Consider the following 13,786-nt stretch of genomic DNA (forward strand, 5'->3'; position numbering starts at 1 on the left):
GTTCGACCAGAAGGGATGTGGAATGAACCTGGCCCAAGAGGCGGTGGACAGGCTGTCCGCCGCCGGGTTCGCCGTTCGCGGGGTCATGGAGACGCGAGTCGACCTGCCCCCCGTGCTCGTGGCTTCCTTCATGGGCAGCCTCGGCCCGGAGAGCGGTCGGCAAGGATTCCTTCTCGCACACGGCGAGAAGGACCTGGGGACCCGTTTCAACCAGGAGTGGGAACGGCTGGCCCGCGACAGCGGACTGTTCTCCGCGGGGGCCGACGGACGCATCGAGTTCCTGGTCGGTGTCGACGTCGTGCAGGACGCCTCCGGCGACACCGAGCTCGAGTCCTGGCGCTGGGTACGGGTGGCGCTCGCTGACGAGTGGGACATCGCGGGTGCGGGCTGCGAGAACGGGATCCTGGGTGCGGGAGCGAACAACCCCGCCTTCGTCATGATGTCGCTCGGCGCAGACGTCCTGATGGACGGGGGCTACTGGCAGGACGGCATCGGCGCGACCACCGTCTCGCATCCCGTCCGCCTCACGGAACTCCGCGACCACGCCCGCCGTATCGCCGTCGACTTCGACTGGCTGGAGCCCGAGCAGCGCCGGTGGGCCGAACGCTGGCTTGCGCACGTGACGGCGCAGGACGTGTGAGGAACGCGTGAAGGCCGGTGCCCCTCAAGGGACACCGGCCTTCACTCTCTTCTCAGGGGTTCACGGACCCGGTCACGTCACCGGAACCGTGTGCCACCTCTGCGCCCGCGTCTGGTTGCAGTCGTACAGCTGCGGTCGCGTCCCATTGGCCGTCGCCCCGCCCGGCAGGTCCAGACAGCGCCCCGAGCCCGGGTGGTAGATCGAGCCGTCCGGGCGCATGAACCACTTCTGGTTGGCGCCGCCGTTGCAGGTCCACAGCTGGACCTGGGTGCCGTTGCCCCAGGGGCCGTTGCCGCCGACTTCGAGGCAGCGGCCCAGGATCTGGAGGCTGCCGTCGCCGGCGGCCTTCCAGGCCTGTGCGGGCGAGCCGTTGCAGCCCCACACCTGGACCGCGCGGCCGTCGGCCGAGACGCCGCCGTCGACGTCGAGGCAGACGCCCTGGGCCATGTCCGAGACGACCGGGCCGGCCACGCTCGCCGGGTCGACCGCCTCGTCGTGGACCACGACGTCGGCAATCGAGCCGTTGTAGAAGTTGCTCCCCCGGCCCTGGTACTTGTAGCGGCCCAGGACCAGCGAGCCGGCCGCCGCCAGCTTCGAGGTGTGGACGCCGGTCGAGGCGAGCGCGTCGTTGACGTACAGCGACATCTGGCCCGTCGTGGCGTTGTAGCTGATGGTCAGCTTCGTCCAGGCGCCGACCTGGACCCGCGCCGCGCTGCTGCGCACGTCCGTGGTGTCGTACGGCCAGCCGCCGTTGTCCGCGGTGGCCATGCCGAGGTGCCAGTTGACGTAGCCGTTGCCCATGGTGGCGGGCCACACCATGAATCCGCTGGCCTGGGTGTTGTCCTGGCTGATGACCACGCCGTCCGTCAGCGCGTTGGCCTTCGTCCACAGCGAGATCGAGAAGGACTTGGTCGTGTCGACCTTCAGCCCGTCGGACTCGATCGCGCCGTCCGTGCCGTTGAACGTCGCCACCGTCGCCGGGGCGCCGTTGACGGTGTCGGCGGTGAAGGCGACGCCGCCCTTGACCGTGCCCGGGAACTTCCCGTACGCGTCCGGCGTCTTGCCGGACGTGCCCGAGGAGAGCCGCATGCGGTCCACGGGGGCGGTGGTGTCACCGAGCTCGGCCGGGGCCTCGAAGCCGGTGACGGTGCCCGCCGCCGCGCCCGTGGCGGTCTTGCCGCGCCAGAAGATCAGCTTCTCGCTGCCGCCGGCGACGGCCCACAGGTCGGCGAGGCCGTCCTTGGTGGCGTCGCCGACGGTGCCGACCTTCGGGAAGGCGGTGGTCGTCAGGCCGCTGCCGATGACGGACGAGGCCGGACCCGTCGGGTTGGCGAGCGCGGACAGGTCCAGCCGGCCGTCGGCCCGGGTGCCGATCGGGTACGAGCGGAGCGTGCCGTCGGTCAGGCTGCGGGTCCACAGCGTCGGCTGGGCCTTGCCGCTCGCCGAACCGGGGTTGAGGAGCTCGAAGCTGCCCCAGTTCCCGGTGCCGGACACCAGGACGGCGTCCGCGTCGAGGCTGTTGATGCTGTTGGAGCGGTACAGCCAGAGGTTGCCGCGCTCGACCGCGAGCACGGCCGTCTGGTCGGCCGCCAGATCGCCGTCGAAGTCGTTCAGCGTCGCCTTGGGCGCGCCGAGAGCGAGGATCTGCGTCGCCTCGGACCAGTCCGGCACCCATCCGGCCGGGGCCGCGTCGAGCGGGGTGCCGTCCGGTGCCGCCCAGGTCGTCGGCTTGTCCACGGTCGTGTAGGTGTTGAACGTGCCGTCACCCTTGTTGGGGTAGAGGTAGAGGTTCCCCTTGAGCGCCGGGTTGGCCATGGTGTGCGCGAGGACGTCGTCGACGCCCATGGAGCGCAGCGCGCCGCGGTGCGTGGTCTGCACGTCGTTCCACGTGGTGCCCTGCGGGGCGAGACCGAGCAGGGCGGCCTGCGCGATGGTCGGATCGCTGTCCGCCGTCATGTGCATCAGGTTGCCCGCGGTGTCCGGCTTCAGGATGTCGCCGCGGCCGTCCTTGTCGAGGTCACCGGGGACGGCGGCACCCTTGGCCGGGTCCCACGGCACGTAGAAGGTGTAGGGGAAGGGCTGGCTGTAGTTGCCGGCCACGTCCATCGCCTGGACGAAGAGGATGTTGGTGCCCCAGATCCGCGGCGTGAACGAGAAGTTGCCGCTCGAGCCCCGGACCACGCCCGGGTCGGAGCACTTCCAGCCGGTGACGGGGGTGGGGTCGGTGGTCCAGCGGAAGCAGGCGGGGCCGGAGGCGTTCAGGCCGCTGCCCGGCGCCGGGTCGGTGACGTTCACGTGGAACGTGCCGGTGTCGTTGATCTTCAGCTTCGGTACGACGTTGACGGTGCCGCTCGCCGGGAAGTCGGTGGAGCCGACAGTGAGCGCCGGCGGCGTCTTGTCGACGCGGAAGTAGCACCAGGGGGTGTCACCGGAGGAGAGCCAGCCGTCCCTGACGTTGGCGGTCCAGCCGTACTGGTGGCCGTCCGCGAACGTGCCGGCCCAGTACTCGACCTCGCCGTAGCTGCCGGTCGGGCCGACGTCCTGCCGGACACTCCAGTTGGAGTCGTTGTCGTCCCAGATGTGGAAGTTGGTGTACAGCTGGTTGTAGCCGATCGGCGACCAGGTGTTGACCTTCAGCTTGACGTACTGGTTGGCGCCGACCCAGCCCGGGTTGTACCAGGCGTAGCCGCCGCCGGGCGTCTGGCAGTCGTTGTAGCTGCCGCTGTCGGCGAAGCCGGGCGTCGGCGTGGTGCGCGGGTACCAGATGGTCGGCGCGATGTCGTACTCGATGGCGATGACGGGGTCGGCGCCCAGGTGGTGACGGTAGTACATGTTGTTCTCGTCTTCACCCGAGAAGCCGACCGTCCAGTTCGACCACTTCTGGTCGGCGGCCCGCTGCACCCACCACTTGACGTCGTAGTAGATGGTGCCGTTGCCGGTGATCCACTGCGTCCCGACCTTGTCGCAGCCGTTCATGTAGCCGGTGCCGCAGGGCTGGTTGTTCCAGGTGGCGCCGCCGGGGATCATCGGCGTGTTCCACAGGGCGATGCCCTTGTTGGTGCCCGGGGCCGCGGAGCTGACCACGGAGGCGCTCAGCGTGGCGCTCGCGATCTGGGCGGTGCCGTGCGAACCGTCGGCGTACAGCTGGGACGGGATGCCGAGCTGGAAGTACGAGCGGTAGCGGCCGTATCCGGTGCAGTCCGAGTAGCCGCAGTAGCCCACGCCCAGGCTGGAGAGCGTGTTGACGTTCGACGTCGTCGGGTGGTTCTCCTGGACCTGGGCGTTGACCTGGCGGTTGGCCTGGGCGCTCATCGTCGGGTCCAGGTACCAGGGGCCGGTGCCCTTGCCGAAGGTCTTCGGATCGGGCGTCAGGACGAGCGCGTCGGCGCTCGCCCGGACCTTCATGGTGGAGACGTTCGCTCCGTCACCCGGCTGCTCGGCCGAGGAGCGGACACCGGCCAGCGGAGCGGCCGCGGCCGCGTTCGCCGGGCCCGCCGCGGTCTTCGCGGTCTTCGCGGTCGTCCAGCGCGAGGTCGGGGCGGCGTAGCTGGAGTCCCACTGGAACGGGGTGGGGGCGTGCAGCCGGGCCTTGCCGCGGGCGTCCTTGAGGACGATGTTTCCGGCGGGGTCGGCGGACAGGTTCAGGCCGGTGGTGCGCACCGGGAAGCGCAGCGTCTTCATCCGCGGATCGGCCGCCGCCTTCGCCGTCTTCACGACGACGACCTCGCGCCAGCCGCCGTCGGCGAGCGCGGTCACCGTCAGGTCCACGTCGGGCAGCACCGAGGCGTACGTGGCGGTGGCGCCGCTCAGCACGGGCTTCGGCAGGGCGAAGGGCGCGGTGACGGCGAACTGCTTGCCGTCGTGCGTGGTGATCGTGGCCAGCGGGCCGGTACCGCCGCCGGAGAGCGCGAGACGGGCGCCGGTCTCCCGCGGGACGACCGTGTTCCCGGGGCCCGCGACGAGCGTCGGGTCCAGGGTGCGCCAGTGGCCGTCGCGCTTGACCCGTACGGACTGGGCGTGGGTCTTGGTGATGAGCCGGTGGCCGTTGGGGCTGGCGACCGTCTCCGCCGACTCCGTGGTCAGGGCGTCCACGGTGACGGGCTTGCCGGTCTCCTTGGCCTTGCGCAGGGCGTCCTGCACGGCCTTGTCGATGCCGGTGGCGCCCTTCGGCTGCCCGGCGGCCGGGTGGGCGGCAGGGCCGGTGGCGGCGGTGACGGCGGTGACGGGCGTTGCCGCCGCCGCGAGCGGCGCGGCGGCCATGCCGAGCGCGAGCGCGGTGGCGAGCACCACCGCCCCCCGGCCGGCCACACCCTTCGTACGGACGCGAGACGGCCGGCTGGTCCGGCGTCTCGCGGCTATGTCTGACATGCGGTTCGAGTGTCCCCTCACACGGGCCCGCCGGTCTGACGGCGGGCATACGGTCGGGAACGATGCAGGCTCGGACAGGTGGGGTCAAGCCACCTCGACGGTGTGGGTGGCCTTGTCCGGTTTGGTCACTGGCGAGGTACGAACGGAGCCCGTGGACACTCGCGTTGAACTGCGCCTTTCCCTGCCTCCGGGCGGGCCGGCAGGGTCAGCACTCGACCGGCGGGCCGTACGGTTCCATCGCCCGCTTCATGATGATCTGCGCGTTGGCCTCGGTCACGGCGAGGGGTTCGGTGGCGCCGCCCACGCTCCGGATAAAGATCTCGCAATCCGGCTTATCCCAGGGCGTTCCCGTTGTCACAATGGCGCCGCTGGGCCGTCGCCCCACTCGTGCCGGGGGCGGCCCGAGGAGCCGTGGGCGGCTCGGGGGGAGCTGGGGATCGGTGAGTGGGCGGGGTTCTGGCGCGGCGGGGGGTGCGATGGATGTCGGGGTTCTGCTGACGCGCATGCCGGGGCTGAAGGACCGCGAGAAGGTCAGGCACGCCCTGTTGTCGGCCGGGCAGCCCGCTTTCGCGTATGTCAGGGAGCGGGTGGCCGCTGAGGACGTCGCGGCCCTCCGGGTGCTGCGGGATCAGGTCACGCCCCTGCACCAGCTGCTGACACCTCGTGCGGCGGCGGCGTCGACCGTGCGGGCGCTGGTGGGGCGGGGGCCCTTCGCGGCCGAGGAGCCGGCTGCCGCGCAGGCGCTGCGGGCCTCCGCGGCCATGGGGCTCGCGCTGGTCGGCGACGCGGAGGGGAGCGCCGACGAACTGGCCGTGGGGCTGATGTGGCTGCGGGGGTGCGGGGCCCATCCGGGTCACGAGCCGGTCGACCTGCGGGGCCTCCTGGACGGGACCGAGGTCGGTCACGCCACGCGTCTGCGCCGTCTGATGGACGGCGTCCCGCCGGACGGGCGGGACCTGGCACTGCCCGCCCTGGCGTGGCTCCTCGCGCTCGACGGCGCGCTGCCGGAGTCCCGGCCGGTCGCCGAGGCGACCGTGCTGTTCGACGACGGGCGGGGCGGCGTTCGTGGCACGCTCGGCGTCGCCGTGCTGCCGTCGGGACCGCCCGGGCTCCTCCCCGATCCCCGCCGCATGTCGGGGTTCCGTGGCGACTCGCGGTTCCAGGAGTCGCTGCGCGACGCGTGGAGCAGCGGCGGCGAGCGGCCCGCCACCACCGTGCTCTGGTCGCTGACCGACGCGGACGGTGTGGTGGCGATGGTGGAGGACAACTCGCTCGGCTGTGCCTTCGCCGTCCTGCTGGACGAGACCGAACGGGCCGGCCGGGCCGGGCGCCTCTTACGGCCGTCCACGCTGCGCCGGATCAACCCGCGTACCGCGCTCATCGGCGGCCTGGACGCGAAGCAGCCCGCCGCGCTGGTGTCGGTGGGCGGCTACCGGGCCAAGCTGAGGGCCGCCGGGGAGGGTGCCAACGTCGTCCTGCCCGCCGCCGACCGGGACGAGGCCCGCCGGGCCCTGGCGGGCGGCACCATGGACCGTCTTCTCTACGCGTCGACCGTCCAGGAGGCCGCCCGCATGGCGCGGGTCTGGGACTTCCCGGTCGTCAAGCGGTGGAGCGCCGCGGCGATCGGCGTGCTCTCCGTGCTCGTCCTGCTCAGCCTGTATCTGGTCAACGTGATCAGCACGGGCAGCGAGGCCGAGTCGCGCAGGGCGCTGGCGTCCGACCTCGCCGCCGAGGCGATGCAGTTGCGGCAGAGCGATCCGAGGCTGGCCGCCCTGCTGGGCCTGGCCGGGTACACGGTGGAGCCCAACACCCCGCGCGCCGTGCTGGCCATGCGGGACGTACTGGAGGCCAACGCCGGGGTCCGGCTGTCGTGGCAGGCCAGCCCGGAGAGCGTGCGCGGCATCGCCGTCGACGACCGGCACGGGCGCCTGTACACCGCCGGGAACGACCCGTATCTCAAGTCCTGGGATCTCCTCACCGGCAAGAGCCTCGGGAGGGTCGGCGGGCGCTTCGCCGACCTGGTGTTCGACGACGGGAGCGGGCTGCTCGCGGCCCGGGACGAGTCCGCGGTGTCGGTCTTCTCGGTGCTCCAGCCCGTCCCGCGGCTCATGGGCCGGCTCCCGGCGCCCTCGTGCGGCGACAAGAACGCCAGGCCCGTCGCGAACACGTTCGCGCACAGCGGGGTGCGGCTGGTGGAGGTGCTGAACGACGGTGCGGTAGCCCAGTACGACACGACGACGCTGGAGGAGCTCTCCTGCCTCCGCACCCAGGACTCCGTCTCGGGCGGCCGACTGGTCCGCGGCTTCGTCGGCTCCGTGATCGACGCCACGGCCGTCCCGAGCCCGCCACCGGACACCCTCGGGAAGCCGCAGGACGAGGACAAGGCCCTGCTGCTGCTCTCCGACGGCAGCGTCATGGCGATGGGACTCGACTCGCGCGGGCTCACCACGGAGATCGAGGCGAGCGAGGTCGAGGGCAAGGCCCTGCAGATCGACGCCAGCGACTCCGCGGTGCTGCTCGCGACCCCGGGCGGGGTGCAGGCCTGGGACCGGCGCAGCCGCCGGACCCTGTCCTATCCCGTCGGCGGGCTCGCCGACCAGCCCACCGCCCTGGGCGCGCAGGCGGGCAGCGTGGTCATCGCCGGAGGCGACGGCACCGCCCTCGTCCCCGTGGGCGGCTCCTCCAGCCGGAACAGCAGCCGACATCTCGAAGTGCCGCTGGGCGGCCCCGCCGTCACGGCCGCCGTCGGGAACCTGTCCACCGTCGTGTCGGGCGGGCGCGGCGGACGGGTCAACGTGCTGGACGACCGGCCCAAGATGCTCCATCTGAGCCCCGCCTCGGACGCGGACATCGCCTCCTTCGGTCCGGACGGGCTGCTGCTGATCGCACACGGCGAGGAGACCGGCTCCGACAGCGTCTACACGGTGGAACCCGGCGCCGCCCCGAAGATCTCGCTGAACTCCGCGATGCAGAAGTACGAGCATGTCGCGCGGTACCCGCTGCGCGACCGTTTCCTCTTCCGGGACGGTGCCATGACGAGAGGCCTCGTCGCCGCCGTCGGCCGCAGCGGAGGCAAGGCGGCCGCCGCCGTGTGGACGGGGCAGGGCTCCGAGCCGCGGATCCTGTACGAACCCGCCCTGGACGGGGCCGCCGCCGACTCCGGCGCCCGCTTCCTCACCGACGTCGCCTTCGTCCCGGAGGCGGAACTGCTCGTCGCCCGGCACGCGACCGGCCCCCTGGTGATCTGGTCCACGCGGACCTGGCAGCCCCTCGGCACCGTCGGGCTCACGGCGGGATCCGGTCTGGTCGTGCACGGCACCCGGGCCATCGCCCTGGAGGACCAGGGGCCGGGCGTCCCCCGTCTCGTCCTGATCGACCTGACGACCCGTACCGTCGTCCGCACGGCCACCCTCCCCGGCGCCCGGCTCTTCGCCTGGAGTCGCGACGGCTCCCGCGTCGCCGTGCTCACCGGGGGCAACACCGTGCGCTACCGCGACGCGGACCTCAACGAGACCGGCGAGCCCTCGATCCTGCCCGAGACCGCCGAGGCGCCGACGGCGATGGCCCTGTCGCACGACGGCGGCCGTGTCGCCGTCGCGGTCGACGGCAAGGTGCTCGTCCACGACACCCGCACCGGCCTGCCCGCGCTGCCGTCCCTGCGCGCCGAGACCGCCCGCGACGTCATCGGCCTGTCCTGGTCGCCGGACGGCGACTTCCTTGCCGGGGTGGTCCGCCCGGACGAGACCGCATACTTCCCCGCGGGACCCGCGGAACTCTGGCGGGTGGGCGGCATCGACTGGCGTCAGCAGATCTGCCGGTGGACCGGCGGCGCCGACCTCAGCCCCCAGGAATGGCAGGCCCACATCGGTGACCGCCACCCCTACGTCGACCTCTGCGCCGAGACGAAGTGAGCCGCCCCATGCCCCGCACCGGACACCGCCCCCGCAGGATCCTGCCCTGTGTGCTGGCCGCGCTCCTCGCCGCCGCCGGGTGCACCTCCGGCGGCGGCGCACCCCCCGCCCCCTCCGCCACGTCGTCGGCCCCCGCCGGCCGGGAGCCCGACCGGCAGCACCCCGTGCTCGCCTACCTGCGGTACGAGAAGCCCTCGGCCATGGCGGTCATGCTGGCGGACTCCGCCGGCCGGACGTGGCGGGCCGCCGAGGCGACGCCCGTCGACTCGCCCGTCGCGGGCAGCCGGTCCTGGCCGTCCCGGCTCGTCTGGTCGCCCGACGCGAGCCGCCTGGCGTGGATCGACTCCGACATGTCGTACGACACGGGGCAGATCCACCTCCTCGACGTGCGCAGCGGGCGGAAGACCGAACGGCCCTGCCCGTGCAGCGGGATCGGCTTCCTGGGCGACGACGCCGTCAGCCTCAGCAACGACGGCAGTTCCCTGCTGCTCTTCCCGCCCCAGGGCAACCCACGGCGCATCGCGTTGTCCGAACGCCAGCACCCGTACTCGAAACTGGCGGCCGGCGGGACCGACGACGTCACCCTGTTCTCACACCTCCCCGACGCGCCGGACGTCCTCCGCGGGCAAGGCACCCTCGGCATCGCGGACCGGCACGGCACCGTCCGGCCCCTGCTGCCGGACAGGGGGCGCACCACCCTCACCCAGGCGCGGCGGCAGCCCGGCGGCAGGGGCCTGGCCTGGGCGAACCACGATTCGGGCGGGGTCTGTGGGGGCATGGAGAACGTCTTCACCGAGGACGTCACCACCGCCGCACCCCGCCGTGCCATTCCCTCCGACACGGCGTTCCGGCACACGCTGGTGTCCGAGGGACGCCAGGTGAACTCGCTGGAGTGGGCCGGCGACGGACTGACCGTCACCTATGGCGCGTTGCCGGGGTGCAACGTCATGTACCCGGAACGGACCGCCTCCTACTATCTGCGCGACGGGCGGTGGACCTACCTCGGCAGCGGCATGCTCGGCATCGCGTTGGGGGCCTCCGGCAGGGTCGTCCGTCTCGAAGAGCCCGTGTACCCGGACTACTCCTCCGGCGACCACTCCCAGCCCGGCACCGGCACGCTCACCCTCACCTCCGGCGGCCGGAAGCACGTCCTGGGCCGTGGCGTGAGCCACTTCGCCCTCACCCCCGCCGAATCCGCCGCCGCCGGGCCTCCCCCGGCAGCGGCCCCGCAGCCGGCGGAGGGTGTGAGAGGAGAGGACGACCACGGCGTCGAACTGCCCACGGCCGTACGTGAGCTGGCCCGCGGCATCGAGGAAGCGGCGCTGCGGGGCGACACCGACCGCCTCGTCGCGCTCTGCGACCCGTGCAGCGCGGCCGAACACGCCTGGATCCGCGCCGCCGACGGCACCCGGACCGTCCTGCGCGCCATCCGCACCCACCCCATGCGGCTGTCCACCGGCGGCGAACTGGTCTACCCGAGCCTCGGCGAGTGCGCGGACGATCCCGGCCAGGCCACGCCCTGCACACCGCAGCAGCTCCAGGACGCCGCCGTCCTGGGCCCGAAGGCCAAATCGGGCCTCGGCCGCTCCTACTCCCTCGGCGGGGCCGTCCGCGTACCGCTCACCCTGCGCATCGAAGGAGGCACCGCACGATGGACCGGGATCGGCGCGGGGTGACGTGCCCCACGCCCACACTCCCCCAGCAGGCACCCGCCGGCGCGTCCGCCCGGCCGATCCTGACCGGGGACACCGTCGAAGGCCGACGCGTGCTCGGCTTCCTGTGCACCGCCACGGCGGCGCCCACCCCGGCCGACGACCGGCTGCTCCTCGCCGGCGACGAGCACGCCGGGGGTCCCCCGCACCGGAGCACCGCCCCCGCCGACCAGCCGAGCCTGGTCCGCACGGGCCTGCCGCCCGGCCGGCAGGTCGCCCCGGAGCGGATCCACGGCCCCGACGACCTGAAGCCCGGTCTGGCCGACCGTCTCCGGGCCCTGCTGCACGGCCCCCACGCCCCGCACTTCGCCCCGGACCTGCTCGCCCGCCTCGCCGAGGCCGGCCACCACACCTGGGTGAGCGGAGGCGCCCCTCGCGACCTGCTGGCCGGCGGCGCCCCGCACGAGGTCAACGACCTGGACCTCACCGGCACCGCACCCGCCGGGGCCTTCACCGAGACGGCCCGGCGCGTCCTGGAAAGCGAGGGCACCGGGGCGGAACACCCCCAGCGGTTCAGCCCCGACACGCTCGTCTGCACGGTCCTCGACCCGGTCGCCCGCACCGCCGGGCCGAGCCTCGACTACCGGGGCCTCGGCCTCGCCGGCACCACCCTCCCGGCCACCGGCACGGACCTCCTCCAGGACAGCAGGCAGCGTGACCTCACCGTCAACACGCTGCTCTACGATCCCCGGAGGAACCTGGTCCTCGACCCGCTGGGCCAGGCGCTCGACGACCTCGCCGACGCCCGGGGCGGGCGCCGGATCGTCCCCGCCAACACCTCGGCCGATCCCCTGGTCCGCGCCGAAGTCCTCCTCCGTGGACTGAAGTTCCGGCTGCGCTGGGACAGCGCGGACGTGGACGACGAACCCCTGCGGGCATGGGCGCGGGCACTGCCGGCCGATCTGGTCTCTTCGCTCGACGAGGAGGCCTGGCACCGTCTGGCGACGCTCTGGTCCCAGTGCGTCGCCGACGCCGGCGCGCCCGCCGTGGGCGAGGCCGTCCAGAGACTCGGCCCGGTCGCCGTCGCGCTCCGCGCACGCTGCGAGGAGGCCGCGTCATGACGACGCCGCTCCCCGAAGGGCACACCTCGCCCCCGCACCGCCCCCTCAGCGACTGGATCGCCCGGGTCCGGCCCGGGGCGCCGGGGCAGCCGCCCTCCCTGGGCCGCATCAACGACGGGGACGAACGGGCCGACGCCCGCACGATGCCACGGTTCGGCACCCGGTCCTGGACACGTACCAGCCTGGTCGTCGAACGGGCGGGCTCACTCGGCCGTTCCCTGGCCCTGCGGGCGCCCGACGGGACCACCGTCGTCGAACTCGACGACTTCGGCGCGCCCGTGGGCGTCTCGGAGCGGGGCGCCGCACTGGTCTCCCGCCTGGAGGAGCAGTGGGCCGACCCCCCGGCCGGCCCCGACGTCGTCGACGGGCTGCGCGCCGAGAGCCTCGCCCTGCGCTACTTCCTTCTGCACCGCCTCGGCCGTGAGACCGCACCGCCACCACGGCTCTTCCACTGCCTCCCCTGGGAGCGCGTCGACGCCGCCGCCCGCTCCGCCCTCTCCCTGCTGCACGCGGAGACGGGCACTTCGACACCCGCCGTCCCCGTCCCGCCGCCCGACGGCGAGCTGCGCCACTGGTTCACCCCGGCCGTCTCCTCGCTCGCGGGCCCCCTCCAAGTCCTCGAAGCCGGTCTCCGCACCGGCCGGACCGGCCCCTGGTACGGGCGGGAGGCCGCGAGCCTGCTCGGCGGCCTGCTCGCCGCGCAACCCGAGCGGCTGCCCGCCACCACCCGGCGTGTCCTCGCCGAGCTGGCCGACGCACTGGGCGAGTCGGACCGCGCGCTGCGCCACCCGGCGCGTCTGGCAGCCGCGCGGCTCACCGGCGTGGGGCCGATCGCACCGGTCACCCTGCGCAGGAACCTCGACTCCGACTTCGCACTCCAGGCGTCCTCCGGCGAACAGCGCTCCGAACAGGGCGAGTTCCTGGAGGCGTGGCCGGTGGCCGCCGCCCTCACCGTCACCGGCAGCGGGCTGCTCCAGGTCGAGCTGGAGATCGACGACCATCCCTCGCCACCCGCCCGACGCCGCACCGACGGCCCGCTCTGCCAGCCGGTGACCGTACGATCGCTCGGCGCCGCGGATGCCGGGTCCGCCGCGTCGAACAGCCGGTACTGGATGCTCCTCACCGCCTCCGGCGGCACCCTCCAGGGGTTCGTCGCGGTGCCCGTACCGTCCGGCTCCTTCGAGGTCGACCTCGACGCACCCCCCGTACCTCTGCGCTTCCTCAACCGCGTCCCGGCGGGGGAACTGGAGGCGTCCCTCCCCGCCAACGAACGGGTCACACTGTCCCAATGGCACACGGTCATCGACCCCCTGGACCCGCACCACCCGGCCCGGACCGCCCTGACCGCCTACACGGAGCGACGCCCCTGACTCCAACTCCCGTAGGGATGACGGCGATTACGCACCGGCGGCAGGACACCGCCGGTAGCGTGGACCTGTGGACATCGAGGATCCGGTCGGCCCCGGCGCCGACACCGATACGCGCCGCCGTCGGGCCATCGAGGCCGAGTTCCGGCGGATCGAAGAGAGCGCCATGTACAGCGCGCAGTGCCAGTTCGAGGAGACGAAGCGCTGGCGTGCCGTGAACCTCCTCCTCGGCATCCCCGCCACCCTGCTCGCCGCCGTCGCCGGCACCACGGCCCTCGTCGACTCCGCCGGAGCGACCCCCGCCGGCATCCTCGCCCTGCTCTCCTCCGGCCTGGGCGCCGTCCTGACCACCGTGAACGCACCCCAACGCACCGCCCAGGCGGCGGCATCGGCCAACTCCTTCCTGGAGATCCAGACAGCCGCCCGGCAGCACCGCGAGATCGACCTGGACCACTGGACCCCGGAAGAAGCCCGCCAGGCCCTCACCGCCCTGACCACACGGCGCGACGAGGGGAACGCCAAAGCCGAGGTCCCCAGCCGCCGCGCCTACCGCAAGGCCCAGGCGAACCTGAGGGCGGGGACGCAGGCGTACGCGGTCGACGGCGAGGCCTGAGCGACGCCAGCGACGCGAACGCGTCGCGGCCCCACGGGCCGAGGCCAGTGACACCGCAGGAACGCGCAGGTCAGGGGCGTCCCCGTCAGTTGTGGAGGGGCAGCGCCAGAGGCG

7 protein-coding genes are annotated in these 13,786 nt (G+C 73.2%); 6 read left to right on the forward strand and 1 reads right to left on the reverse strand.

The genetic code is table 11. From position 1 onward, the window contains the following. Positions 1-22: 22 nt before the first annotated feature. Positions 23-640 (forward strand): hypothetical protein, encoded by a 618-nt coding sequence (locus ACZ3ZE_RS12930; protein ID WP_467258962.1) that lies wholly within the window; start codon positions 23-25, stop codon positions 638-640. A gap of 72 nt (positions 641-712) precedes the next feature. On the opposite strand, the gene ACZ3ZE_RS12935 is transcribed toward ACZ3ZE_RS12930, so the two are convergent. Beyond that, entirely contained in the window at positions 713-5,008 is a 4,296-nt protein-coding gene (locus ACZ3ZE_RS12935; protein ID WP_467258965.1) for a ricin-type beta-trefoil lectin domain protein, read from the reverse strand. 503 nt (positions 5,009-5,511) lie between these two features. Here ACZ3ZE_RS12935 and ACZ3ZE_RS12940 point away from each other — a divergent pair. From ACZ3ZE_RS12940 to ACZ3ZE_RS12960, 5 genes are all read left to right on the forward strand, one after another. After that, positions 5,512-8,919 carry a WD40 repeat domain-containing protein gene (locus ACZ3ZE_RS12940; RefSeq protein WP_467258968.1) on the forward strand — a complete coding sequence of 1,136 codons (3,408 nt, stop codon included), beginning with the start codon at positions 5,512-5,514 and terminating at the stop codon, positions 8,917-8,919. A gap of 8 nt (positions 8,920-8,927) precedes the next feature. Continuing rightward, positions 8,928-10,595 carry a hypothetical protein gene (locus ACZ3ZE_RS12945; protein ID WP_467258971.1) on the forward strand — a complete coding sequence of 556 codons (1,668 nt, stop codon included), beginning with the start codon at positions 8,928-8,930 and terminating at the stop codon, positions 10,593-10,595. Beyond that, positions 10,571-11,692: a hypothetical protein gene (locus ACZ3ZE_RS12950; RefSeq protein ID WP_361174214.1), complete on the forward strand. Its 1,122-nt coding sequence runs from the start codon at positions 10,571-10,573 to the stop codon at positions 11,690-11,692. The genes ACZ3ZE_RS12945 and ACZ3ZE_RS12950 overlap by 25 nt, the downstream gene beginning before the upstream one ends. Next, positions 11,689-13,062, forward strand: coding sequence for a hypothetical protein (locus tag ACZ3ZE_RS12955; RefSeq protein ID WP_361174211.1), 1,374 nt, complete (start codon positions 11,689-11,691; stop codon positions 13,060-13,062). The genes ACZ3ZE_RS12950 and ACZ3ZE_RS12955 overlap by 4 nt, the downstream gene beginning before the upstream one ends. A gap of 67 nt (positions 13,063-13,129) precedes the next feature. Further along, on the forward strand, positions 13,130-13,672 hold the full coding sequence (locus ACZ3ZE_RS12960; protein ID WP_361174208.1) for an SLATT domain-containing protein: 543 nt from the start codon (positions 13,130-13,132) through the stop codon (positions 13,670-13,672). The last annotated feature ends 114 nt before the right edge of the window (positions 13,673-13,786 follow it).

The sequence above is a fragment of the Streptomyces sp. NPDC023157 genome, from assembly GCF_055560575.1.